Annotated in this window: 26 protein-coding genes; 15 read left to right on the forward strand and 11 right to left on the reverse strand. The window is 71.9% G+C overall.

Annotated elements, in window-relative coordinates; genetic code table 11:
* The first annotated feature begins 269 nt into the window (after positions 1-269).
* Genes ABZ877_RS00955 through ABZ877_RS00970 form a run of 4 tightly spaced genes read left to right on the forward strand, consistent with a single transcriptional unit; the run spans position 270 to position 3,500 of the window.
* Positions 270-1,241, forward strand: coding sequence for a TIGR03557 family F420-dependent LLM class oxidoreductase (locus tag ABZ877_RS00955; RefSeq protein WP_361062120.1), 972 nt, complete (start codon positions 270-272; stop codon positions 1,239-1,241).
* A 47-nt stretch (positions 1,242-1,288) separates the two neighbouring features.
* Complete coding sequence (locus ABZ877_RS00960) at positions 1,289-2,128, forward strand: SDR family oxidoreductase (RefSeq protein ID WP_361062123.1); 840 nt, start codon at positions 1,289-1,291, stop codon at positions 2,126-2,128.
* A 35-nt stretch (positions 2,129-2,163) separates the two neighbouring features.
* Complete coding sequence (locus ABZ877_RS00965; RefSeq protein WP_361062853.1) at positions 2,164-3,222, forward strand: mannose-6-phosphate isomerase; 1,059 nt, start codon at positions 2,164-2,166, stop codon at positions 3,220-3,222.
* Complete coding sequence (locus tag ABZ877_RS00970) at positions 3,219-3,500, forward strand: DUF3253 domain-containing protein (RefSeq protein ID WP_361062126.1); 282 nt, start codon at positions 3,219-3,221, stop codon at positions 3,498-3,500. The genes ABZ877_RS00965 and ABZ877_RS00970 overlap by 4 nt, the downstream gene beginning before the upstream one ends.
* A 10-nt stretch (positions 3,501-3,510) precedes the next feature.
* Here the strand turns inward: ABZ877_RS00970 and ABZ877_RS00975 are convergent, their stop codons facing one another.
* Positions 3,511-4,320: a sulfite exporter TauE/SafE family protein gene (locus ABZ877_RS00975; RefSeq protein ID WP_361062129.1), complete on the reverse strand. Its 810-nt coding sequence runs from the start codon at positions 4,318-4,320 to the stop codon at positions 3,511-3,513.
* Positions 4,321-4,414: 94 nt separating this feature from the next.
* Here ABZ877_RS00975 and ABZ877_RS00980 point away from each other — a divergent pair, with 94 nt between their 5' ends.
* Positions 4,415-5,170, forward strand: coding sequence for a helix-turn-helix transcriptional regulator (locus ABZ877_RS00980; RefSeq protein ID WP_361062132.1), 756 nt, complete (start codon positions 4,415-4,417; stop codon positions 5,168-5,170).
* A 7-nt stretch (positions 5,171-5,177) separates the two neighbouring features.
* Here ABZ877_RS00980 and ppk2 read toward each other — a convergent pair whose 3' ends face one another.
* The 6 genes from ppk2 to ABZ877_RS01010 all read right to left on the reverse strand — a co-directional run bounded on the left by ppk2 (position 5,178) and on the right by ABZ877_RS01010 (position 9,732).
* Positions 5,178-6,125, reverse strand: coding sequence for a polyphosphate kinase 2 (gene ppk2 / locus ABZ877_RS00985; protein WP_361062135.1), 948 nt, complete (start codon positions 6,123-6,125; stop codon positions 5,178-5,180).
* Positions 6,126-6,239: 114 nt separating this feature from the next.
* On the reverse strand, positions 6,240-6,803 hold the full coding sequence (locus ABZ877_RS00990) for a cysteine hydrolase (RefSeq protein WP_361062138.1): 564 nt from the start codon (positions 6,801-6,803) through the stop codon (positions 6,240-6,242).
* A 27-nt stretch (positions 6,804-6,830) separates the two neighbouring features.
* Positions 6,831-7,634: a cytochrome c oxidase assembly protein gene (locus ABZ877_RS00995; RefSeq protein ID WP_361062856.1), complete on the reverse strand. Its 804-nt coding sequence runs from the start codon at positions 7,632-7,634 to the stop codon at positions 6,831-6,833.
* 23 nt (positions 7,635-7,657) lie between these two features.
* A complete protein-coding gene (locus ABZ877_RS01000; protein WP_361062141.1) occupies positions 7,658-8,221 on the reverse strand; it encodes a DUF2243 domain-containing protein in 564 nt (187 codons plus the stop codon).
* Between the two features lie 145 nt (positions 8,222-8,366).
* Positions 8,367-8,726: a DUF6233 domain-containing protein gene (locus ABZ877_RS01005; protein ID WP_361062144.1), complete on the reverse strand. Its 360-nt coding sequence runs from the start codon at positions 8,724-8,726 to the stop codon at positions 8,367-8,369.
* Between the two features lie 7 nt (positions 8,727-8,733).
* The gene (locus tag ABZ877_RS01010) at positions 8,734-9,732 is read right to left on the reverse strand and encodes a hypothetical protein (RefSeq protein ID WP_361062147.1); all 999 of its coding nucleotides are present in this window, start codon (positions 9,730-9,732) and stop codon (positions 8,734-8,736) included.
* 215 nt (positions 9,733-9,947) lie between these two features.
* On the opposite strand from ABZ877_RS01010, the gene ABZ877_RS01015 reads away from it, so the two are divergent.
* Positions 9,948-10,520, forward strand: coding sequence for a TetR/AcrR family transcriptional regulator (locus tag ABZ877_RS01015; protein WP_361062150.1), 573 nt, complete (start codon positions 9,948-9,950; stop codon positions 10,518-10,520).
* A gap of 6 nt (positions 10,521-10,526) precedes the next feature.
* Here ABZ877_RS01015 and ABZ877_RS01020 read toward each other — a convergent pair whose 3' ends face one another.
* Positions 10,527-12,266 carry a SpoIIE family protein phosphatase gene (locus ABZ877_RS01020; RefSeq protein WP_361062153.1) on the reverse strand — a complete coding sequence of 580 codons (1,740 nt, stop codon included), beginning with the start codon at positions 12,264-12,266 and terminating at the stop codon, positions 10,527-10,529.
* A 216-nt stretch (positions 12,267-12,482) separates the two neighbouring features.
* Here ABZ877_RS01020 and ABZ877_RS01025 point away from each other — a divergent pair, with 216 nt between their 5' ends.
* Together ABZ877_RS01025 and ABZ877_RS01030 are read left to right on the forward strand one after the other, a co-directional pair.
* Complete coding sequence (locus ABZ877_RS01025; RefSeq protein ID WP_361062156.1) at positions 12,483-12,947, forward strand: phage holin family protein; 465 nt, start codon at positions 12,483-12,485, stop codon at positions 12,945-12,947.
* Positions 12,944-13,315 carry a DUF3618 domain-containing protein gene (locus ABZ877_RS01030; protein WP_361062159.1) on the forward strand — a complete coding sequence of 124 codons (372 nt, stop codon included), beginning with the start codon at positions 12,944-12,946 and terminating at the stop codon, positions 13,313-13,315. Before ABZ877_RS01025 ends, ABZ877_RS01030 begins: the two co-directional genes overlap by 4 nt.
* A 100-nt stretch (positions 13,316-13,415) precedes the next feature.
* Here the strand turns inward: ABZ877_RS01030 and ABZ877_RS01035 are convergent, their stop codons facing one another.
* Both ABZ877_RS01035 and ABZ877_RS01040 read right to left on the reverse strand, forming a co-directional pair.
* Positions 13,416-13,925 carry a CAP domain-containing protein gene (locus ABZ877_RS01035; RefSeq protein ID WP_361062162.1) on the reverse strand — a complete coding sequence of 170 codons (510 nt, stop codon included), beginning with the start codon at positions 13,923-13,925 and terminating at the stop codon, positions 13,416-13,418.
* A gap of 247 nt (positions 13,926-14,172) precedes the next feature.
* A complete protein-coding gene (locus tag ABZ877_RS01040) occupies positions 14,173-14,574 on the reverse strand; it encodes an STAS domain-containing protein (RefSeq protein WP_361062164.1) in 402 nt (133 codons plus the stop codon).
* Between the two features lie 264 nt (positions 14,575-14,838).
* Between ABZ877_RS01040 and ABZ877_RS01045 the strand changes: the two genes are divergently transcribed.
* The 3 genes from ABZ877_RS01045 to ABZ877_RS01055 all read left to right on the forward strand — a co-directional run bounded on the left by ABZ877_RS01045 (position 14,839) and on the right by ABZ877_RS01055 (position 16,883).
* Positions 14,839-15,228 (forward strand): ATP-binding protein, encoded by a 390-nt coding sequence (locus tag ABZ877_RS01045; RefSeq protein ID WP_361062167.1) that lies wholly within the window; start codon positions 14,839-14,841, stop codon positions 15,226-15,228.
* Positions 15,229-15,325: 97 nt separating this feature from the next.
* Positions 15,326-16,204, forward strand: a complete 879-nt coding sequence (locus ABZ877_RS01050) for a SigB/SigF/SigG family RNA polymerase sigma factor (RefSeq protein ID WP_361062170.1) — start codon at positions 15,326-15,328, stop codon at positions 16,202-16,204.
* A gap of 94 nt (positions 16,205-16,298) precedes the next feature.
* Entirely contained in the window at positions 16,299-16,883 is a 585-nt protein-coding gene (locus ABZ877_RS01055) for a dihydrofolate reductase family protein (protein WP_361062173.1), read from the forward strand.
* Between the two features lie 13 nt (positions 16,884-16,896).
* On the opposite strand, the gene yicI is transcribed toward ABZ877_RS01055, so the two are convergent.
* Complete coding sequence (gene yicI, locus ABZ877_RS01060; RefSeq protein ID WP_361062176.1) at positions 16,897-19,128, reverse strand: alpha-xylosidase; 2,232 nt, start codon at positions 19,126-19,128, stop codon at positions 16,897-16,899.
* A 311-nt stretch (positions 19,129-19,439) separates the two neighbouring features.
* Between yicI and ABZ877_RS01065 the strand changes: the two genes are divergently transcribed.
* From ABZ877_RS01065 to ABZ877_RS01080, 4 genes are read left to right on the forward strand one after another with little or no spacing between them, the layout of a single operon-like run.
* Positions 19,440-20,714: a sugar ABC transporter substrate-binding protein gene (locus ABZ877_RS01065; protein WP_361062179.1), complete on the forward strand. Its 1,275-nt coding sequence runs from the start codon at positions 19,440-19,442 to the stop codon at positions 20,712-20,714.
* Positions 20,715-20,731: 17 nt separating this feature from the next.
* The gene (locus tag ABZ877_RS01070) at positions 20,732-21,676 is read left to right on the forward strand and encodes a sugar ABC transporter permease (RefSeq protein WP_361062184.1); all 945 of its coding nucleotides are present in this window, start codon (positions 20,732-20,734) and stop codon (positions 21,674-21,676) included.
* A 5-nt stretch (positions 21,677-21,681) separates the two neighbouring features.
* Positions 21,682-22,530, forward strand: a complete 849-nt coding sequence (locus ABZ877_RS01075; RefSeq protein ID WP_361062187.1) for a carbohydrate ABC transporter permease — start codon at positions 21,682-21,684, stop codon at positions 22,528-22,530.
* An 11-nt stretch (positions 22,531-22,541) separates the two neighbouring features.
* Positions 22,542-23,927, forward strand: coding sequence for a GH1 family beta-glucosidase (locus ABZ877_RS01080; protein WP_361062189.1), 1,386 nt, complete (start codon positions 22,542-22,544; stop codon positions 23,925-23,927).
* The last annotated feature ends 85 nt before the right edge of the window (positions 23,928-24,012 follow it).

Raw genomic sequence — 24,012 nt, forward strand, 5'->3', positions numbered from 1 at the left:
ATCGTGTCCTCTCGGCGCCTTGCCGCAGGGTGAGGGGTGAAACGTAGGACGCGGGAGGCGCCCGGGACGGGCGGGGCGCGCGGCGGCGCGGCGTGGCGGACCCGGTCGGACGCACCTGCGGGCACACAGCCGGACGCACCCCGGTGACATGCGGGCCCGGCGTCGGCGTGGCAGCGTAGGGCCTCGGAGCTGTTTGTCGGCATATGCACGGTTTCCGGCCGGTCGGGGGTCCGGCCCGGAGCACGGGCTTCGGTGGGAAAGAGGACAGGGTGCAGATCGGTTACAAGCTGGCCGCGGAGGCGTTCGGCCCCGACGAACTGGTTCGTCAGGCCGTCCTCGCGGAGCAGGCGGGCTTCGACTTCGTGGAGATGAGCGACCACTACCACCCCTGGCTGGACGTGCAGGGGCACTCGCCGTTCGCCTGGACGGTCTTCGGGGCGATCGCGGCGAAGACCGAGCGGATCGGCCTCGCCACCGGCGTGACCTGCCCGACCGTTCGCTACCACCCGGCGATCATCGCCCAGGCGGCCGCGACGCTCGCGCTGCTCTCGGACGGCCGCTTCACCCTCGGCGTCGGCTCCGGCGAACGGCTCAACGAGCACGTCACCGGCCACGGCTTCCCGAACTCCGTACCGGAGCGGCACGCCCTGCTGCGCGAGGCCCTGGAGATCATCCGGCTGCTCTGGAGCGGCGGCTACCGCTCGTACCACGGGAAGTACCTGCACATCGACGACGCCCGCGTCTTCGATCTGCCGAGCGAGGCGCCGGTCATCGCGGTGGCGGCCGCCGGGCCGCTCGCGGCCAGGATCGCCGCCGAGCTGGGCGACGGGCTCTTCGCGACCGAGGACAAGAGCGAGATCGTGGACGCCTACCGCGCGGCGGGCGGCGACGGGCCGCGCTACGCCGAGGTCCCCATGGCGTGGGCCCCCGACGCGGACGCGGGCGCACAGGCGGCCCTGGACACCTCGCGCTGGGCGGTCACCGGCTGGAAGGTCATGAGCGAGCTGCCGAACCCGGCCAACTTCGAGGCGGCGACGTCCACCGTCCGCAAGGAGGACATCCTCGGCAAGTTCGCGTGCGGGTCGGACCCCGACCGCTACGTCGAGGTGGCGCAGCCGTTCGTGGACGCCGGGTTCGACCGGCTCGTGATGCAGAACGCCGGGCCCGACCCGGACGGCTTCATCGACTTCTACCAGCGGGAACTGGACCAGCGCCTGCGCGCGCTCACCCCGTCGTCGTAAGCCCCCCGCATCCCCCGTACACCATCGACCGATCCGCGGAAGGCACCATGTCCCCCTCGCCCCAGCAGCAGGAACCGCCCGGCCTCACCTCCGCCATGGACCCGCGCCCCGACCACGGGGAGGAGAGCTACCGGGGTTCGGGACGGCTCACCGGCAAGACCGCCGTCATCACGGGCGGGGACAGCGGCATCGGCCGCGCGGTGGCGATCGCCTACGCGCGCGAGGGCGCCGATCTCATGATCTCCTACCTCGACGAGCACGAGGACGCCGAGGAGACCCGGCGGTGGGTGGAGGAGGCGGGCCGCAGGTGCGTGCTCGTCCCCGGCGACGTGGCGGACCCGGCGCACTGCCGCTCGATCGTGGCCACGGCGGTCGAGGAGTTCGGCCGCGTGGACGTCCTGGTCAGCAACGCCGCGTTCCAGATGACCCGGGAGTCCGTCGGCGACATCCCCGACGAGGAGTGGGACCGCACCCTTGCCATCAACCTCAGCGCGTTCTTCCACCTGACCAAGGCGGCCGTGCCGCACATGCGGCCGGGATCGGTGATCATCGGCACCACCTCGGTCAACTCCGACACCCCGCCGCCGCAGCTGCTCCCGTACAACGTCACCAAGGCCGGGATCGCCAACATGGCCGGCTCCCTGTCGCAACTGCTCGGCCCGCAGGGCATCCGCGTCAACAGCGTCGCGCCCGGGCCCATCTGGACGCCGCTCATCCCGGCGACCATGCCGCCGGACCAGGTGGAGAGCTTCGGCAAGCAGGTGCCGCTCGGCCGCCCCGGGCAGCCCGCCGAACTCGCCGCCGTCTACGTCATGCTCGCCTCCGACGAGGCCAGTTACGTCTCCGGCGCCCGGATCGCCGTCACCGGCGGCCAGCCGATCCTGTGAGCGCCGCCCCGCTCTCCCCGCTGCGGCTGACCGCCATGGCCAGGCCGCTCGTCTTCGGCGGGCACGCCATCGCCCGCCACCTCGGCAAGACCGGCATCCCGGACTGGAGCATCGCCGAGACCTGGGAGTGCAGCGACGTCGACGGCGCCGGGGGAGTGGTGACGGAGGGCCCGCTGACCGGACGCACCCTGCGCCAGGTGGTGGCCGACCACCCGGAAGACCTCATGGGCCCCGGCTGGAGCGGCGCGCGCTTCCCGGTGCTCACGAAGTTCATCGACGCCTCCGGCACCCTGCCCGTCCATCTGCACGCCGACGACGAGGCCGCCCGGCGCCTGGAGGGCGAACCCAACGGCAAGACCGAGGCGTGGCACATCCTCGACGCCGCACCCGGCGCCACCGCCCTGTGCGGCGTCAAGGCCGGGGTGAGCGCACCGCAGTTGCGTGCCGCGCTCGAGGCGCAGGACTTCGACGCGGTGCTGCGCAGGCTGCCGGTCCGTGCGGGCGAGACGCTGTACGTGCCCGGCGGCACGCTGCACAGCTTCGGCCCGCGGACCCTCGTGTACGAGATCGAGCAGACCTCCGACATCCAGCAGCACGCCATGCGCTGGACCATGGAGGACGGCTCACCCGTGTCCGACGCCGACTTCGCGTCCCACCTCGACATGCTGATGCGCGAGGTCGACCTGGAGACCCGGCCCGACTTCATCCCCGGGCTGAGCATCGCGGTCGACGACGCCGTCGAGCGGGTCTTCCTCTGCATGGGCCCCTACTTCGCCCTCGAACGCTGGCGGGCCGGGACCGCCGCACCCCTGCGCCACTCCTTCACCACCGCGCAGATCCTCAGCAACGTGGGCGCCCCTGTGGAGGTCCGCAGCGGCGGCTGGAGCGGCCGGCTCGGCCGGGCGGAGACGCTCCTGCTGCCGGCCGTCTGCGCCGACGTGGAGATCACCGGCCCCGCCGACGTCCTCCTCGGCTACCTGCCGGACCTCGACCGCGACACCCGCCTCCTGCGGGCGGCCGGGTACTCCGCCCACGCGATCGCCTCCCTCGGCGGGCGGCCGGGACAAGACGCCGGTGCCACACTGGAGCGGTGACCGACGACAGCGGAGAAGAGGGCGCTATCGGGCGGCGTCTGGAGCGGGCCATCCTGGACCTCCTCGACCGTCGCGCGCCGACCTCCTCGATCTGCCCGTCCGACGCCGCCCGCGCGGTCCACACCGGCGACGGCGAGGGTTGGCGCGCTCTGATGGAGCCCGCGCGCCGCGCCGCCCGGCGCCTCGTCGATGCGGGCGAGGTCGAGATCACCCAGGGCGGTGAGCCCGTGACGGCGGACGAGGTCCGGGGCCCGATCAGGATCCGCAGACCCCGCTGAGCGCACGGGCTCAGCCCGTGACCGCCACCGTGGCCCCCGCCGCCACCAGCAGGGCGATGTACGTCCCCGCGTGCACCGCCTCGGGGATGCGCGGCGGACGGCGGCGCAGCGCCACGACCACCGGCAGCGACCCGGCGAGCAGCGCGAGCGCGGAGACGACGTCCACCGAGCCCACGAGCCCCGCCCCGCCGGGGACGTGCCCGCGCGTCAGCAGGGAGACGAGCAGGGCGGGGGCGACGATCACCAGGGTGAGGGGGTTCGCGAGCGCGGCGGCGATCGGCATCGGCGCCCCCGCGCGCCGCATCAGCGGCACGGTCAGCACGCTGCCGCCGACGCCCAGGAAGGCGGCGATCCCGCCGATCGGCAGCCCGAGACCGGTCGGCACCCCGTGGGCGCGGGCGGTTCCGGGCGCCGCGGGCGCGGGCCGCAGGAACCCCGGGCGCGCGAGCAGATCGACCGCGGTCACCGCCACGTAGAGCACGAAGCCCCAGCGGATGACGGCACCCGGCGCGGTGCGGGCGACGGCGGCGCCGAGCGCGCCGCCGACGCCGAGCAGGACGAACAGCGCCCCGCGCCCCCGCAGGCGGGCGAGGGTCTCGCGCCGGGTGGCGAGGGTGGCGACGACGGCGTTGACGAGCATGACCAGGGCGGACGTCGCCGTGGCGACGCGTACCGCGTCCCCGCCGAGCGCGGCGTCCGCCACGGTGATCACCGGGACGGTCACGAAGCCGCCGCCGAAGCCGAAGAGGACGGTGGTCACCCCGACGAGGAGACCGACGAGGAGGAGGACGAGGAACGAAGAGAGATCAGGTGGAGACACCACTCGATTGCACCGCGCCGCCGGACTGACCGGCAATCGACATCGCGACCGATGCTTTCGCGTGTCAGCCACGTGACTGCCTAGACTGCCCGCCGTGCGCAACACCTCCGTCGACGCCTACGACCACCTGCCGGTCGACGTGCTCCCCATCGGGACCGCCTACCCGCCGGACCATCTGCTGCGCCGCCACACGCACCGCCGGGCGCAGCTCCTCTACGGCGCGAGCGGCACGATGCAGGTCGAGACGGACGAGGGCGCGTGGACCGTGCCCACCGACCGGGCCGTGATGATCCCGCCGCATGTCGCGCACGAGGTCCGCATGGTCGGCGTCACCACCTGGAGCCTCTACATCGAGCCGGACGCCGTCCCGTGGTGGCCGGTCACGTGCACGGTGATCGAGGTCGGCCCGCTCCTGCGCGAGCTGCTGCGCGCGGCGAACGACCTCGATGCCGACTACGACACCGCCGGACGCGACGGAGCCCTCGTCCGCCTCGCCCTGCACGAACTGCGCCGGACGGCGCCCGTACCGTTCGCGATCTCCCTGCCGCGCGACGAGCCGTTCCGTACCCTGTGCCGCGCCTATCTCGCCGCGCCCGACGCCTCGCTCACCACCGCCGAGTGGGCGCGGGCGGCGGCGATGAGCACACGCACCTTCGACCGCCGCTTCCGTACGCTGACCGGCACGAGCCCCGCGACCTGGCGCGCCCGCGCCCGTCTCCTCGCGAGCCTGCCGCTCCTGCCGGCGCTGAGCGTGACCGAGGTCGCCGGCCGGCTCGGCTACGCCTCGCCCGCCGCGTTCACCGCGGCCTTCTCCCGCGCGTTCGGCGCCCCGCCCTCGCGTTTCCGGTGAGCCGGGGTCAGGGGTGCTGGCCCCGGCCCTCGACGTGTCCGGCGATCCTGCTGGGCGACAGGTCCGTCGGGTCCTCGCCCGCCTCCAGGAGGGTGTCGGCGGGGCCGATGACCAGTGGGTCCAGCTTGCCGACCGCGTCCTCGTCCCGGGACTCGTAGTCGCACCGCAGCAGGAGGTGGCGCATCGCCTCAAGGCGGCCGCGGCGCTTGTCGTTGGTCTTCACCACGGTCCACGGCGCGTGGTCGGTGTCCGTGGCCCGGAACATCTCCACCTTCGCCTTGGTGTAGGCGTCCCACAGGTCCAGGGAGGCGACGTCCGTGGGGGAGAGCTTCCACTGGCGCACGGGGTCGACCTGCCGGATCGCGAACCGGGTGCGCTGCTCGGCGCGGGAGACCGAGAACCAGAACTTGATCAGGATGATGCCGTCGTCGGTCAGCATCTTCTCGAACTGCGGCGCCTGCTGGAGGAACTGCTGGTGCTCCCGCGGGGTGCAGAACCCCATGACGGGCTCGACGCCCGCCCGGTTGTACCAGGACCGGTCGAAGAAGACGATCTCCCCGGCGCTCGGCAGATGGGTGACGTAGCGCTGGAAGTACCACTGGCCAGCCTCCCGCTCGGTCGGTTTGTCCAGGGCGACCACGCGCGCGCCACGCGGGTTGAGCCGCTCGGTGAAGCGTTTGATGGTGCCGCCCTTGCCGGCGGCGTCCCGCCCCTCGCAGACCACGATGACGCGCTGCCCCTGGTCGCGGATCGACTTCTGCAGCTTGAGCAGCTCGATCTGCAGGAGGCGTTTTTGCCGTTCGTACTCCGCGCGCTTCATCTTGCTCGTGTACGGATAGTTCTCGCGCCAGGTGCGCAGGGGACGTCCGTCCTCGTCCAGGAGTATGGGCCGCTCCGGCTGGGAGTCGTCGACGCTCAACCCGTCGAGGAGGTGTTCCTCCGTCTTGTCGCTCATCGCGCAGTCCTCATGGATACGTCCTTACCCCGCCGATCGTCGTGAAAGCGGGCCGATCCGCCCCTTGGCCGGGCGTATTCGCTGGTGGCACCGGCGACCGCCGCGCCGCGCCCCTCAGGCCGTCGGCGCGACGGCCCCGATCCACGTGTCGACGGTGACGACGTCCGCCCACTGCGGGAACAGTCGCTCGGTGAGGACCCGGTGCACCTCGGGGTCGGGGTCCATGCAGCCGTCGGCGAGGACGGTCAGCCCGAAGTCCAGGTCGTTCGCCTGGCACACCGTGGACAGGACCACGGCGCTGGTGGCGATGCCGCTCAGGACGAGACGGTCGATGCCGCGCGAGCGCAGCACCACGTCGAGGTCGCTGCCCGAGAACGCGCTCGCCCGCCGCTTGGTGACCACCACGTCACCCGGCAGCGGTGCGATCGCGGGGTGGATCCGGGTGCCGGGCGCGCCCTCGACGTACAGGCCGGCCTTCTTGATGGCGGCGAGCGCCCTGTTGTACGTGCCGACCTCGGGGAAGCCGGGGCGCAGCGCGATGACCACGTAGATCACGGGGATGTCCGCGCGCCGCGCCCCGTCGATGGCCCTGCGCAGCCGGGGCAGGTAGGCGGGGTCGTCGACCGCCGCGTCCACGATGGCCTGCTGGACGTCCATCACGAGTAGGGCGCTGCTCATGTCGTCTCCACGCGCGGATCCTATGCCCTACGCGGCCGTCGGCACGGTGTCCGTCCGTGGCCGCCGTCGCCGCTCGGGCCGCCACGTCGCGACGAGGGCCGCGGCGAGGAGCAGTTCCGCGATGTCGCCGCCGTAGTACATGAGTTGGGCGCCCGCCTGCACCTCCTCGACCGGCGCGCGTACGTCGATGAGGAAGCCGCCGTACATGAGCTGCGAGATCGTCGCGTGGGCGGCGACGGCGACGCCGAGGACGACGAGCCGCGCGGGCACGCCCGGCCTCGCCGGGGCCGGGTCGGGGCCCGCGACGACCCAGGCGAACAGGCAGCCGGAGAGCAGGAAGTGCGCGTGCATCAGCCAGTGCAGGACGGGCCGGTCCATGGTCGCGTTGTAGAGCGGGGTGAAGTACAGGACCGCGAGGGTGCCGGTGCTGAGGACGAGCGCGCTCACCGGATGGGCGACGAAGCGCGCCGGGCGGCTGTGCAGCACGGCGGTGAGGGTGCGGGCCTGTGCGGCGGGCAGGGTGCGCAGCACCAGACTGACCGGTGCGCCGAGCACGAGGGCCAGCGGCGCGAACATGCCGACGAGCATGTGTTGCGCCATGTGTCCGCGGAAGTCCCCGTGCGCGAAGGGGGCCAGCGGCGGCAGCAGGGCGACGGCGAGCAGGAGACACCCGGTCAGGAAACTCACTGTCCGCAGGTGGCTCCAGCCCTGCACGGGGTTGCGGCGCCGGGCCCGCCGGGTCAGGAGGAGATAGGTACCGGCGAGCAGGACGAGGGCGAGCGCGGGCAGCAGCACCGCCGCCGCGTGGGTGCCCGCGCCCGGCTCGGGCATGGGGTGGTGCGTGTCGTGGTTCATCACACCTGCCGGACGGTGTCTTCGGCGTGCGCGCTCCCGGGCTCGGGGTCGAAGGGGCGCCCGGAGCGCTGCCACAGGTAGCCGCCGGCGATCAGCAGGACGCCGAGGAGGAGGAACGCCATGTCCCACCAGATCTGGTGCGGGCCGCCGTGCACGTGGTGGATGCCGAGGATCTGGTGGTCCAGGAGGCCCTCGACGAGGTTGAACAGGCCCCATCCGACGAGGATCCAGCCCCACAGCACCCGTGAGGTCCACACCCGGCGACGGTCGTGGGTGACCCGCGCGTACAGGATGCCCAGGCCGAGGATGACCGCGACCCAGCAGACGACGTGGAAGACGCCGTCCCACACGGTGTTCATCTCGAGCCCGTCGACGGTGTTCGCCGGGTAGTACTTCACCCCGATCCTGTCGGTGTTGGTGCTGGTCAGCATGTGGTGCCACTGGAGGAGCTGATGCAGCAGGATGCCGTCGACGAATCCCCCGAGCCCCACCCCGAGGACGATGCCGGGGAGCTGGATGGAGCGGGGCCGTGTGCCCGCTCGTGCCTGACCTGTGGTCGCCATCAACCGTCCCGTCCGCTCATATGTGTGTGTGCTTGCACCTACGTGTGCCCACGGTGGCAGGTGCCTCACTGACGGGGGGCCATTCGGCTGAATGGCAGCGAAGAGCGACCGGCCGACGGCGGTCGGACGGCGGACGGTCAGGTGCTCAACTGTTGAGGCCCAGACCGAGTGCCGTGTCCGGGCGGCAGTGCACGCACGCCGGGACGGGTCCGTTGTGCAGCGCGTCGCGCGCCTGGTCGGCCGTGAGGGGGCGGGAGCGCTTGCCCGCCATGTGGCAGTGGCCCGCGTGGACGTAGACGGCGGCGCGCCCGGTCAGCCCCACTTCGAGCAGCCACTCGGGGGGCTCCGGGCGGGCGGCCGCACCGCGCGCCTGTTCCGCGCGGCGCCGCTTCTCGTCCTCGATCCAGCGCTGGGTGCGGGCGAGGTCGCGTTCCTGCACGCGCTTGAGGAACTCGAGCTGCGTCAGCCGGTCGCCCGCCGCCGACTGCCCGGCGTCGGTGTCCACGGCCGGATCACGCCGCCTTGTGCAGCAGCGCGGCGGGACCGACGCTGCCGTCCCCGAAGCGCCGGTTGGCGCGGTCGACGGCCTGCTCGGCGCGCAGCCGCATCTCACGGCCGCGGTCGAGGCTGATCTGCTCGGCCGCGGCGCTCGCGGCGACCAGGTCCTCGGCGCGGACCAGCAGCCCGACGAGGCGGCCGCGCTGCAGACCCGCGCGGTCCATCAGCCGGTAGGCGGCGGTGCGCAGGTCCTCGTCGTGGGCGGAGGGCTCGGGCAGGCGCAGCGTCCTGGTCCAGCGGGCGTCCCCGGCGAAGTCCAGTTGCAGGGTGAGGCCGCGGGCGACCTGGTCGCGGGTGCGCAGGGTGGCGGCGAGCCGTACGACCAGGTCGAGGAGGCGGGCGCGGACGGTGGCGCCGTCCATCACCTGCCGCTCGAACCGGTGCCGTACGGCCGCCGACATCGGCAGCGTCCTCGGGGTGACCGGGCGGGGGTCGATGCCGCGGGCGCGGTCGTGGGCGAGGCGGCCCGGCCGGCCGCCGAGCACCCGCTGGATCGTGGCGAGGGGCAGCGCGGCGAGCATGCCGACGGTGTGGATGCCGTAGTCGGTGAGCGCGGCGGCGTGCGCGGGCCCGACGCCGTGCAGCTCGGCGACGGGCAGCGGCGCGAGGAAGCCCTCGACCTCGTCGGGCGCGACGGCGACGATGCCGCCGTGCTCGGGGGCCCGCGCGGACGCGGTGGCCGCCACCGCCCAGGTCGGGGCGAGTCCGATCCGCAGGTCGACCGAGAACCGGGCCAGCGAACGCACCCGTGCCCGCTCGGCGAGGCGCAGCGCGGGCACCCCGTGGTAGCGCAGCGCGCCGCGCAGCTCCACGACGGCGGCGCCCGGCGGCAGGGCCTGCACCACGGGCGATATCCCCGCGAGCGTCTCGAGGACGTCCCGGTAGGCGGGTTCCGGCAGGCCCGCGGGCACGCGTACGTGCATCACCGTCGCCTCGACGTCAGTCCTGGGCATCACAGCCACCTCCCACGAGAACGATACCGAACATGTATTCGAACATGCCACGCGAGAAACCCTTCCCGGAGCGCGACCACCTCACCCGTCAGGCCGCCCGGCTCCACGCGCATCTGCGGGAGACCGGCGACGCTGCGGAGGAGCCGCATCCGCTACGGTGAAACGGAACGCCGCTCCCCTTGCCCCGGGGGCGGCGCGTGCCGAAGGAGACCGAGATGCCCACCGAGCCGCCCGTACGGAGCAAGCGGGCCGACGCCCAGCGCAACCGGGAGACCGTGCTCACCGCCGCCGCCGAGGTGTTCGTGGCCTCCGGCGTCGACGCGCCGATCCGGCAGATCGCGGCGCGGGCGGGCGTCGGCATGGCCACGATCTACCGGCACTTCCCGACCCGGGCCGACCTCGTCACCGCGGTCTACGAGCACCAGATCGAGGCCTGCGCGCAAGCCGGCCCGGCGCTCCTGGAGAGCGCGGGAACCCCGCTGGACGCGCTGCGCCGGTGGGTCGACCTCTTCGTCGACTTCCTGGTCACCAAGCACGGGCTCGCCGACGCCCTGCAGTCCGACAGCGAGCGCTTCGCCGCGCTGCACACCACCTTCCTCGACCGGCTGCTGCCCGTCTGCGCCCGCCTGCTCGACGCCGCCGCCGACGCCGGCCAGATCAGGCCGGGCACACAGCCGTACGAGCTGCTGCGCGGGATCGGCAACCTCTGCGTCGGACGCGACACCGACCCGCGCTACGACCCGCGCCGCCTGGTCGACCTGCTCCTGCGCGGACTCCGGCCGTCCTGACCCGCGTCAGTCCTTCGCGGCGGGCGTGCGCAGGACCAGCATGGCGACGTCGTCGTCGTTGTCGTCCGGGCGCACCTGGTCGAGGAGGGTGTCGCAGAAGGACTCGAGAGGGCGCCGGGCGAGCGCGGCGGCGTACCGGCGCAACTGGTCGAGGCCGTGGTCGATGGAGCGGTGCGGGCTCTCCACGAGGCCGTCGGTGTACAGGACGAGGGTGGAGCGGGGCGGCAGGACGGCGACCGCGTCGGGCCGGGCCTTGGTGATCCCCGTGCCGAGCAGCAGGCCGTGCGCGTCGGTGAGGTACCGGGCCTGGCCGTCGTGGTGGACGAGCAGCGGCGGCGGATGCCCGGCGTTCGTCCACTGCAGCCGCCACAGACCGTCGTCCTCCCCGACCGCGAGCCTGGCCAGGATCATCGTCGCCATGGACGCCTCGGCGATGTGCCGCACGGCCTCGTCGAGCTGGGAGACGATCGCGCTGGGCGCCGCCCCGGCCCGGGACCAGGCGAACGCCCGCAGCATGTTGCGGACCTGCGCCATCCCCGCCGCGGCGTCCAGATCGTGCCCGACCACGTCCCCGATGGCGAGGGCGTGGTCCCCGTCGGCCAGGGCGAACGCGTCGTACCAGTCGCCGCCGACGGCGGACGCGTCCGGCGCGGGCACGTAGCGGGCCCACATCTCCACCCCGGGCACGGACGGCAGCTGGGGCAGCAGATGGCGCTGCATGGTCTCGGCGACCTTGCGCTGACGCTCGTACAGGCGCGCGTTGTCCAGCGCGAGGCCCGCGCGGCGGGTGACGTCCTCCAGGAGCGGCAGGTCGGCCGCGGTGAAGGCGTCCGGGCGCTGCGAGCGGCCGAGGGTCAGGGCGCCGAGCACGTCACGCAGGCCCCGGATGGGCGCGATGGCGGCGCTGTGCATGCCGGTCTCCGAGAACAGGCGGCTCTGCTCGACGGCGATCCCGGAGTCGGGCGGCCCCTGGTAGGTGGCCGGGGTGGCGAGGGACGAGGCGGCGCCGCGCAGCGCCCGCGACAGGGGCATGGGCGACTCCTCGAACACGGGCGGCATCGGCCCCTGGAGGTCCTCCCGCTCGGCCAGGAGGTCGTCCTTGCGCTCGACGACGAGGGCGCGCCGCACCTCGCCCCGGTCGGTGACCAGGTCGATCACCGCCCAGTCCGCGAGGCGCGGCACGGTCAGGGCGGCCAGGCGGTGCAGCGCCTCGTCGACGTCCAGGGTGGAGGTGAGCTGGGTCGTCGTCTCGGCGAGCAGCGCCAGCCGGTCCAGCTCGGTCAGCGGCTCCGGGAGGCCGGCGGGCTCGTCGACCGGGAGCGCGGACTGCGACCGGGCCCCGTAGAGGAGGACGAACGTGCCCCCCGGCTCCGTCCCGCACGCGCGGGGCGTCACCAGCCACGAGGAACGGACGAGGGAGCCGTCCTTGCGGGCGAACCACTCCACCTCGCCGTTCTCGGTGTTCCCGGTCAGCAGCGCCTGGCGCAGGCGGCAGCGGGTGCGGGGCATGGCCTGCCCGTGGTCGTCCCGGTGCAGCAGGTCGTGCGCGTCCTCACCGACCAGCTCCTCGACGCCCCTGCGGAACATGGCGCAGGCCGCGTCATTGGCGGCGACGATACGGCCGTCGTCGTCGACGAGGAGCGCGGCCGCGCGGAAGCCGTCGAGCGCGCCCTCGTGCGGGGCGCCCTGGGGCTCCGGGATCCCGGCCGGGCGGGGATCCCCCATGCCGTTGTCGGCGACGTCCATGCGTGTCCTCGGTGATGACTGCTGCTGCGGGGAGGTAAAGACAACAGTGGATACCCCGCCAACACTAGGTCAACCCTCGACGTGCGCACCGTCACGGGCTGGGCCCGGAGCGCCGTCCGACGTGGCCAAGACGTGGCGAAGGGGTGTCAATTCCGCGTTTTCGGGGGTACCTGGTCGCCCGGGGGTACTGCACGGCTACAGAAAGGAGGACCCAGGATGGACGAGACAGCAGCCAGGCGGACAGCCGGGCAGACGTCCGGGCCCGTGCCCGGCCACACCACCGTTCCCACCGGCACGTCCGGGGAGCCCGTCGGCGAGCTGGTCCAGCGTGCCTCGGAGCAGTTGACGCAGCTCGTGCGCGGTGAGATGCGGCTGGCGCAGGCGGAGATGAAGGAGAAGGGCAAGCGTTACGGCAAGGGCGGGGGCCTCTTCGGCGGCGCCGGCCTCGTCGGCTTCCTGACCCTGCAGGCGCTGGTGGCCACCGCGATCGCCGCGCTGGCGGTGCCGCTCCCGGTCTGGGCGGCGGCGCTGATCGTGACGGCGGTGCTCGGCGTGGTCACCGCAGTGCTGGCGCTGACCGGCAAGAAGGAGTTCAGCCAGGCCGCGCCCCCCACCCCCGAGCAGACCATCGACAGCGTGAAGGCCGATGTGGCCGAGATCAAGGAGAGTGCCAAGCGATGACGCAGCCGCCCCACGACGAGCCCACCGCCACCAGCACCGAGGAGCTGCGCGAACAGGTCGAGCAGACCCGGCACGAACTGGGCGACACGGTCCAGGCGCTTGCCGACAAGGCGGACGTCAAGGCTCGTACGCAGGAGAAGGCCGCCGCGCTCAAGGAGCAGACGGCGGCGAAGGCCTCGGAGCTGTCGGCGACGACGGCGGCGAAGGCCTCGGAGCTGACCGCGCAGGCCAAGGCGAAGGCGGAACAGGCCCAGCAGGTGTGGCAGGACAAGGCCCCCGAGCCGGTCCGGGACAAGCGCGCGATGCTGATCGCGGCGGGTGTGGCGCTGGTGACCGTCATCGCGCTGGCGCGCCGCAAGAAGAAGTAGCCGACGGGAGGGCGACCACCTCCCCAGAACCGTCCGGGGCCCGTGTCGCACGGGCCCCGGACGCGTGTCGGTCGCGGGAAGCCTCGCGCCGTCGCCCTGGCTATCGCCTCGACGCCAGGTCCAGCGTCCACCACGGTCCGCGCGGTCCGTCGACGCGGCCGACGCCCGCGTGCGTGAAGCGGCACGTGAGGATGAGGTCGTGGTGGGAGGGGCTGTTCATCCACAGCCTCACGACCGAGGCCGCGCTCGCCGTGCCGCGGGCGATGGCCTCACCGGCGTAGGCGGCCCGGAAGCCGTGGGCCCGCATCCGCTCCCGCGGGCTGCTCCCGTTCGTCCCGGGATGCTGGAGCCGCCGGTGGCGGGCCATGTCGGCGCTGTGCGCCCGCGCGGAGCGGCTGAGCGCGGCCTGCGCGCGGACCGGGCGGCAGCCGGCCGCGGCGCGGTGTCTGTTGATGCCGGAGAGGACGTCGTCGACGACGGACGCCGCGCGGTGCTGTGCGGGTGGCGCGGGCGCGGGGGGCGGTGCCGCGTGTACCGTCTGCGCGGCTGGGAGCAGGGCGGTGAGGAAGGCGAACGCGCCGCAGAACAGGGGCCTGAGCGGTATGGTCACGGTTTTCTCCCTTTCTCTGTGTCCCTTTTCTCTGTGTTCCTCCCTCAGGTGTACGTGGCATCTTCCGCCGTCGCGCGAACAGGGCGGCGAATGGGGTGAGGGCCCCCGGACGGACCGTGACCGTCCGGGGGCATAAGGGGCGTAAGGGCGGGTACTGGCGTGACATCGGCCCCCGCGGGTTGTGCAGTGGGAACCCTGCGCCTCCGTGCTCGCGGGGGCCGGTGCCTCGCCCGCGGGGCCGCGACGGCTAGGACGTGGGGCCGTCGGGAGGCATCGTGCCGATGTCGAGAAGTTCCTGGACGCGCCGCACACCCTCGTCGCGCGTACCGGCCAGCTCCAGTACCTCGGTGACCCCGGTGATCTCGAAGAGCCGCTGGACGCCGCTGTGGTACGGGCCGGACAGGACGAACGGCCGCCCCTGCTCCTGGTGGTCCGCGTGCGCGCGCAGGATCAGGTTGAGCAGCGTGCTGTCGGCGAAGGTGAGATCGGCGAGGTCGAGCAGGGTGGCCGCGGTGCTGGTGTCGGTCCGCGCGTCGGAGAGCGCGAGGCCGGCCTCGTCCTGCTCCTCCAGTTCGATGGTGTTGCGGAACGAGACGATGACCACCCGCTCCTGCTGGGTGAGTTCGATGCTCGGGCTGTCGGGAACCATCCTGCGACCCTCCCACATCACCGCCACCTTGTGACAGGCGGATCCCCGAGCCCGCCCCAACCTGTGCACGCGCCATGTCCCATGGCGCCCGAAAACACGAAAACACCTGGTCCGCCGGTGTTTTCCGCAGATGTGAACACGCCGCGGGGATATGCGGGTTTTGCCCGGACGGAGGAGTGTGCGGCTCCAACAGGCGGGCACGCGAGGGCTTACGACGACATATGAGCAGTGTTTGCACGGGTGCAGAGAAAGGATCACGCCGTGATGAGCGTTCCCGAGACCCTCGAAGGAGAGCGCGCCAACTGTGCGGGGGTACGGTCCGTCGTCCGCTCGGTGCTGATGGAGGTGTGCTGCGGCCTGCCGCTGAACACGGCGCGACGCCTGCGCGACGACGCCCTGCTCGTGGCCAGCGAGCTGACGTCCAACGCGCTCCAGCACGGCGGGGGAGTCACCAGCTTCAGCGCCCGGCTGCGCGGCGACGCCCTGGAGCTGCGGGTCAGCGACCGCAGCCACGACGTGCCCCGCACCACACGGCCCGAGCGCGGCCGGCCCGGCGGCTACGGCTGGATGGTGGTCCAGCGCCTCAGCTCCCGCCTCGGCATCGAGATCGAGCCCGGCGGCAAGACGATCACCGCCATGGTGGCGCTGCCGTAAAATAGTTTCCCTACAGCATGTGTGTGAGGCGGAAGGCTGGGTAGCCGGACGCCTACGGGGAGGCAAGGTCGACATCGACATACGTAGGGCGGGATTTATGAGCAGCGTGGCAGAGCGAGAGCAGCTCCAGCAGACGGCCGGCACGGTCCGAGCGGTCGAGGAGCGGCTGATCGAGCGCGCGTACGCGGACCCCGCCTCGGTCGCGCCGAAGGATGCCCGTGAGGTCGGCCGTCACTTCTTCGACCGGCTCACCCAGCTCGAAGAGGGCACGCGCGAGTACAGCTATGTGCGCAACGCGCTGATCGAGATGAACCTCTCGCTGGTCCAGTACGCGGCCTCCCGCTTCAAGCACCGGGGCCCGCAGGAGATGGAGGACATCGTCCAGGTCGGCACGATCGGCCTGATCAAGGCGATCGACCGGTTCGAGCTGACCCGCGAGGTCGAGTTCACCTCCTTCGCCATTCCTTACATCACCGGCGAGATCAAGCGGTTCTTCCGTGACACGTCGTGGGCGGTGCACGTGCCGCGCCGCCTCCAGGAAGCCCGCATCGAGCTGTCCCGGGCCACCGAGGAGCTGCGGACCCGTCTCGGCCGCTCGCCCTCCACGGCGGAGCTGGCCGAGCTGATGCAACTGGACCCGGCCGAGGTCGCCGAGGCGCAGAAGGCGTCCAACGGCTACAACAGCGTCTCCCTCGACGCCGCCGTCTCCGGACAGGACGACGAGTCGGACACCCTGCTCGCGGACTTCATCGGCATCGACGAGGACCGCTTCGAGCTGGTGGAGAACTTCCACTCGCTGGCCCCGCTCATCGCCGAGCTCGACGAGCGCGACCGCCGCCTGATCCACCTCCGCTTCGTCGACGAGCGCACCCAGCAGGAGATCGGCGAGGAGCTGGGCTGCTCGCAGATGCACGTTTCCCGGCTGATCTCCCGCGTCGTGAAGAAGCTCCGCGAGGGCCTGCTCACGGCCGAGTGACCCACACACCGCACCGGCCCGCACGGCGATGAGTCCCGCCGTGCGGGCCGGTCTGCATCTCCGACAGTGCGCGTTCGCACCCGAGGAGAGCGTCATGACCGTCATCTACACGTTCGACGTCTTCACCAGCCTCGACGGCTTCGCCGTCGCCGGCGGCGACTGGACCGGTTACTGGGGCAAGCAGGGCCCCGAGCTGCTCGACCACCGCCTCGCCCTGTACGAGGAGGACCAGCGCATGGTCTTCGGGGCACGCACCTACCGGCTGTTCGCGCAGATGCTCGCCGCGAGCACCGAGGGGTCCGAGGTGCGCGACCCCTGGGTCACCCGGATGCGCGCCCTCCCCGCCACCATCGTCTCCAGCACCCTCGACGCGGCGCCCGACTGGCCCGACGCCACCGTCGAACGCGGAGACGCCGTGGACGTCATCGGCCGGCTCAAGGAGAAGTCCGAGGTGCCGCTGCGCTCGCACGGCAGCCTCTCGCTCAACCGGGCGCTGATGTCCGCCGGGCTCGTGGACCGGGTCCAGGTCACCGTCTTCCCGGTGATCACCGGGAAGACCGGCCTCCAACCCGTCTTCCAGGGCGCGGACGACTTCGACCTGGAACTGATCGGGCAGCGGACCCTCGACCGCGACATCCAGGAGTTGGTCTACCGGCCCACCCTGCACCTGCAGCCGTAGCCGGCCCCCGGCGTCACACCTCCTTGAGCGTGGGAGCCGGGACCCCTTCGGACGTCTCCACCGCCACGGCGCCCGCGTCGTCGGCGGTACGCCGTACGCGGTACGAGGCGGCCTGGCTGCCGTGGCGGTCGGGGACCGTGACCGTCACGTCGTGCGCGTCCGGGGTGACGAGCAGGGTGAGCCCCTCGGTCCAGTCGCCGTCCGGGCGCTGCTCGTCCGCGCCGAGCGGGAGCACCGCGCCGGGGCGCACGTACAGCGGCAGGCTGTCGTAGCCGTGGGTCTCGCGCCGCCAGGCCGGGCCCTCGACCCGCTCACCGGTGAGCAGGTGGGTCCAGGTGCCCTCCGGCAGATAGAACTCCACGTCCCCGTCCGCCGTGAAGACCGGCGCCACGAGCAGGTCCGGGCCGAGCATGTACTGGCGGTCCAGGGCGCGGCTCGTCGGGTCGGCCGGGAACTCCAGGAGCATCGGCCGCATCAGCGGCACACCCGTCGCGTGGGCGTCGGCCGCGACCCCGTACAGGTACGGCATGAGGCGGTGCTTCAGCTTGGTGAAGGCGCGCGCCACGTCGACCGCATCGTCACCGAACTCCCACGGCACCCGGTACGAGCTCGATCCGTGCAGGCGGCTGTGGGAGGAGAGCAGGCCGAAGGCGAGCCAGCGCTTGAAGACCGCCGGGTCGGGCGTGCCCTCGAAGCCGCCTATGTCGTGCGACCAGAAGCCGAAGCCGGACAGCGACAGCGAGAGCCCGCCGCGCAGGGACTCGGCCATGGCGCCGAACGAGGAGAAGCAGTCGCCGCCCCAGTGCACGGGGAACTGCTGGCCTCCGGCCGTCGCCGAGCGCGCGAAGAGGACCGCGTCACCGACGGAGCGCTCCTTCTCCAGGAGCTCGAAGACGACCTGGTTGTACAGGTGCGTGTAGTAGTTGTGCATGCGCTCCGGGTCGGAGCCGTCGTGCCAGACCACGTCGGTGGGGATGCGCTCGCCGAAGTCGGTCTTGAAGCAGTCCACGCCCTGGTCGAGCAGGACCTTCAGCTTGGCCTGGAACCAGGCGCACGCCTCGGGGTTCGTGAAGTCGACGAGCCCCATGCCCGCCTGCCACAGATCCCACTGCCAGATGTCGCCGTTCGCCTTCCTCACCAGGTAGCCGTGGGCGGCCGCCTCCTCGAAGAGCGCCGACTTCTGGGCGATGTACGGGTTGATCCAGAGCGAGATCCGCAGGCCGCGCTCCTTGAGCCGGGCCAGCATCCCGGCCGGGTCGGGGAAGACGTCCGGGTCCCACGTGAAGTCCGACCACTGGTACTCGCGCATCCAGAAGCAGTCGAAGTGGAAGACGCTGAGCGGGATGTCCCGCTCGGCCATGCCGTCGACGAACGACGCCACGGTCTCCTCGTCGTACTGCGTGGTGAACGACGTGGTCAGCCACAGGCCGAACGACCACGCGGGCGGCAGCGCCGGGCGGCCGGTGAGCGCGGTGTAGCGGCGCAGCACGTCCTTCGGGGTCGGGCCCGCGACGACGTAGTACTCCAGGGCCTGGTCCTCGACGCTGAACTGCATCTGGCCGACGGCCTCGGAGCCGATCTCGTAGCTGACCCGGCCCGGGTGGTTCACGAAGACGCCGTAGGCGCCGGCGGGGGAGAGGTGCAGGCTGAACGGCACGTTCTTGTACGCCTGCTCGCTGCTGGTGCCGCCGTCCGCCTGCCATATGTCGACGGTCTGGCCGTTCTTGACGAACGGGGTGAACCGCTCGCCGAGCCCGTAGACCTGCTCGCCGACGCCGAGCGTGAGCTGGGCGGCCATGTGGTGCCCGCCCTCGGCGGTGGTGAAGAAGGCGGTGCCCTTGCGCCCGGCGCTGGTCACCTCGCGCCCGTCGGCGTCCCGGAAGGAGAGCGTCCAGGGCTCGGCGGTGTCGAGGCGCACGGAGAGGGCACCGCTGGTCAGCGAGACGACGTCGCCGTCCAGGGTGACGTCGCCGGCCGGGGTGTCCGCACCGGCCAGGGCGAAGTCGGGGCCCGGGTGCCGCTTGCCCGCGTGGTGGGTCGTGCGGACGCCGATCACCCCCTCGGCGGGGGAGAAGCACTCGGTGGTGAGCAGCGGGGCGTTGAGGGTGTCGCCGCGGCGCTCGACGCGCTTGACGGATGCGTGGGCGGTGAAGCGGCCGGTGTCCGTGCGGACGTCGCGGACCTCGGTGGCGTACGAGGCCGTGACCCCGTCGCGCATCAGCCAGAAGCCGTCGGTGAACTTCATGATCTTCCCTGGGGGCGGAGGCGGGTCAGAGCTGCATTCGACCGTACGGATGTCGAAAGATCAAGGTGTGCGAGGGAAAATTGTCGAAGCGCTTCGACAGGCTGTTTTACAGGGAGAAAACTGTTCCGAGCGGGCACGGATCGGTGTTCGGGGTCTAGCGCTTCGACGGCGCATGGCGTATTAGTCAATCCAGCAAACAAACGCCGGGTGACCGGGCCGCGCGACCCTTCCGCAAGGGGTGCGCGGACCCCGCGCGGAACACCGGAGTTCCGCCCGGGGCCGGTCGTCCCTCCCACGCAAGGGCAACCACCGTGACAGCAGTTCCCCCGCCGGAGGCGCGGCGCGCAAGGCGCCGCCGCCCCGGCCGCCGGGCCCGACGAGCCGCGGCCCCGCTCACCGTTGTCTCCGTACTCGTCGCCGGCGCGGCACTCGCAGGCTGCGGTGCCCAGCGCGACGACGACGTCTACACCGTCCTCAACTCCTCGACCGACGACTCGTACCACGGCTGGGACGCCGCCACCCTCGCCCGGTGCAGCAAGCGGCTCGGCATCCGCATCGAGCAGCAGAGCGTGCCCGCCGCGCAGGTCATGACGAAGTCGCTGCGCATGGCGTCGTCGAAGTCGCTCCCGGACGTCATCCAGTTCGACGCCTCGGAGATGCCCACCTTCGCGGAGGCGGGCGGCCTGGTCGACCTGCGCTCCCTCGGCCTGTCCACCCAGGACATCCCCAAGGGCATCGTCGACTTCGGCTCGTACAAGGGGACGTACTACGGTGCCGCGCGCACGGTGAACACCCTCGCCCTCTTCTACAACAAGGACATCCTCGACAAGGCGGGCCTCGACGTACCCACCACCTGGGACGAGATGCGGGAGACCGCGAAGCAGCTCACCCAGGGCAAGCGGTACGGCATCGCGCTGAGCGCGGGCGGCGCGGAGGACGGCGTCTTCCAGTTCACCCCGTTCATGTGGTCCAACGGCGGCGACGAGACGAACCTCGCGACGCCGCAGGTCGCCGGGGCGCTCGACTACTGGAAGGCCCTGCTCAAGGACGGCTCGCTGTCCAAGTCGACCGTCAACTGGACGCAGGCCGACGTCAACGACCAGTTCATGGCGGGCAACGCCGCCATGATGATCAACGGCCCGTGGCAGGTCGAGACCCTCAACACCAAGAAGAGCCTGCACTGGGAGATCGCCCAGATCCCCGTGCCGAAGGCGGGCGACGACTCGGTCGGCCCGCTCGGCGGCGCCGTCCTCACCGTCCCGAAGACCGGTGACACCGCGCGCCAGAAGACCGCCGCGAAGATCATCGGCTGTATGGCGAGCGAGAAGGAGCAGATCTCCTACGCCCGCAACAGCTGGATGGTGCCGGCCAACGAGAAGGCCGCCGCGCTCTGGCGCAAGGAAGTGCCCGAACTCGACGCCCTCGCCGACCAGGTGGCCACCGCCCGCTCCCGCACCACCAAGGTCGGCGCGCGCTGGTCGTCCGTGTCGCTGGCGCTCCAGAGCGCCTTCCAGTCGGCGCTGACCGGGCAGTCCAGCGAGGCCGCGCTGAAGAAGGCGCAGAGCCGCGCCATGAGCGGGAACTGAGGGGACGCGAAGCGATCATGTCGACCACCACCACGGCGCCCGTCGCCCGCCCGGCCGCGGCCGCGCCCGCGAAGCCGCGTGACACGCGGCGCCGCCGCAAGCTGTCGCAGTGGGGCTTCATCCTCCCCGCCGTCCTGTTCATGCTGCTGTTCTTCGGCTACCCGCTCGTCCGCAACGTCGTGATGAGCTTCCAGGACTTCTCGCCGTCCACGTTCTTCGACGGCAAGTCCCCCTTCAACGGCACCGACAACTGGAGCAAGGTCTTCCACGACGACCTCTTCGGCAAGGCGCTGTGGCACACCATCGTCTTCACCATCGGCTCGCTGATCGGCCAGTTCGGCATCGGCCTCGCGCTCGCCGTCTTCTTCACCAAGAAGTTCCCGCTCAACGGCGTGCTCCGCTCGCTCATCCTGCTGCCCTGGCTCGTCCCCATGGTCGTCTCCGGCATCGTCTGGCGCCGCATCCTCGACCAGGACACCGGCGTCCTCAACTCCTTCCTCGACACCCTCGGCCTCGGCGGCTCCACCCCGTGGCTGACCAGCCCGAGCATGGCCCTGTTCTCCGTGATCATGGTGAACATCTGGATCGGCATCCCGTTCAACATGGTCATCCTCTACGGCGGACTCCAGGAGATCCCCAAGGAGCTGTACGAGGCCGCGTCCCTGGACGGCGCCTCCGCCTGGCGCACCTTCCGGTCGATCACGCTGCCGCTGCTCAAGCCGGTGATCACGGTCGTGCTCGTCCTGGGCTTCATGTCGACGGTGAAGATCCTCGACCTGATCCTCGCCCTCACCGACGGCGGCCCCGCCGACTCCACGCAGACCCTCGGCACGCTCACCTACCAGAACTCCTTCGTCCAGCTCGACTTCGGCGCGGGCGCCGTCGTCGGCAACGTGCTCATCCTGATCTCCGCTGTGTTCGCGGTGTTCTACCTGCGGGCCAACCGCACCGAGGGGAAGTGACCGGCATGGCGACCGCGTCTGTCTCGACCAGCGCATCCGTCACGGCCAAGCCGAAGCGGCGCTGGGGCGCCACCGTCGCCGGTGTCGTCATCCTCGGCGTGATGCTCTTCCCGCTCTACTGGATGATCAACACGGCGCTCCAGCCCGAGTCCGGGCTCCTTGACGTCTCGCCCGTACCGCACTCCCTCGACCTGTCCGGCTTCACCTCCGCCCTCAGCGAGCAGGGCGGCCACCTCCTCACCTCGCTCGCCGTCGCGCTCGGCGCCGTCGTCATCTGCCTGGCGATCGCCGCGCCCGCCGCGTACGGGCTCGCCCAGTTCCGGCTGCGCGCGGGCCGCGCCATCGTCTTCGGCACGCTCATCACGCAGATGGTGCCGGGCATCGTCATCGCCAACGCCCTCTACAGCGCCTACGTCGATCTCGGCCTGGTCAACTCCTACTTCGGGCTGATGCTCGCCGACGCCTCGCTCGGCATCCCCTTCGCCATCGTCCTGATGCGCTCGTTCATGGTGGCCATCCCCAAGGAGGTCATCGAGGCGGCCGAGGTCGACGGCGCCGGCAAGCTGCGCACGTTCGTCCGGGTCGTGCTGCCGATGAGCCGCAACTCGCTCATCACCGCGGGCCTGTTCTCCTTCCTGTACGCGTGGAGCGACTTCATGTTCGCGCTCACGCTCAACACCACCGACGACGTCAAGCCCGTCACGCTCGGCATCTACCAGTACATCGGCGCCCACGTCGGCGACTGGGGCTCGGTCATGGCCGCCTCCGTCCTGTCCGCGATCCCCGCGGCCGTACTGCTCGTCCTCGCCCAGAAGTACATCGCCGCCGGGATCACCGGCGGCTCCGTCAAGTAAGGCTTGTTCCCATGAGCGACCTGCCCGTGTTCCCCGAAGGCTTCGTGTTCGGCGCGGCCACCGCCTCGTACCAGATCGAGGGCGCCGTCACCGAGGACGGCCGCGGCCCCTCCATCTGGGACACCTACAGCCACACGCCCGGCCGCACCGACGGCGGCGACACCGGGGACGTGGCCTGCGACCACTACCACCGCTACCCCGAGGACGTGGCGCTCCTGCGCGAGCTCGGCGTGGACTCGTACCGCTTCTCGATCGCCTGGCCGCGCATCCAGCCGATCGGGGAGGGGCCCGTGAACCACAAGGGCCTCGACTTCTACTCGCGCCTGGTGGACGAGTTGCTGGAGGCGGGCATCGAACCGGCCGCCACCATCTACCACTGGGACCTGCCGCAAGCGCTCGAGGACCGCGGCGGCTGGCGGGTGCGCGGGACCGCCGAGCGGTTCGGTGAGTACGCGGCCATCGTCGCCGAGCACCTCGGGGACCGCGTGCCGCGCTGGATCACCCTGAACGAGCCGTGGTGCAGCGCGTTCCTCGGCTACTCCGTGGGCCGTCACGCGCCCGGCGCGCGGGAGGGCCGGGGCGCGCTCGCCGCCGCGCACCACCTGCTCGTCGGCCACGGCCTGGCGATGAAGGCGCTGCGGGCTGCCGGGGTCCGCGAGGCGGGCATCACGCTCAACCTCGACCGCAACGTCCCCGCGACCGACTCCGCCGCCGACCGCGCCGCCGCGCTCCGCGCCGACACCCAGCACAACCTCGTCTGGACCGAGCCGCTCCTCGCGGGCCGCTACCCGGCCTCCGAGGAGGACACCTGGGGCGAGCTGATCACCGGGCAGGACTTCCGCCGCGACGGCGACCTCGCACTCATCGGGCAGCCGCTCGACTTCCTCGGCATCAACTACTACCGCCCCATCATGGTCACCGACGCCCCGCACCGCGAGCCGGACCCGGCGGCCCGGGTCGCCACCGACAACCGCTACGCGGAGGTCGGCTACCCCGACGTCCGGCGCACGGCGATGAACTGGCCGGTCGTCCCCGCGTCCTTCACCGACCTGCTGACCGACCTCAAGGCCGTATACGGGGACGCCCTGCCGCCGATCCACATCACGGAGAACGGCTCGGCGGAGCACGACGTGGTCGCGGCGGACGGCGCCGTCCACGACACGGACCGCGTCACCTACCTCCACGACCACCTCGCGGCGCTCCGCGCGGCCATGGACAAGGGCGTCGACGTACGCGGCTACTACGTCTGGTCGCTCCTGGACAACTTCGAGTGGGCCCTCGGCTACGCCAAGCGCTTCGGCATCGTCCGCGTCGACTACACGACCCAGGAACGCACCCCGAAGGACAGCTACCGCTGGTACCAGAAGGTGATCGCGGCCCACCGCTCAGCGAGCTGACCCGACTGCGTCAGACGCGCTACGGACTCGCCGCCGAAAGAGTGACGGGCGGCGATTCCGCGGCGCGTGACCGATATGAATGGAG

Source organism: Streptomyces sp. NPDC046939 (assembly GCF_040644575.1).
Lineage (GTDB): Bacteria > Actinomycetota > Actinomycetes > Streptomycetales > Streptomycetaceae > Streptomyces.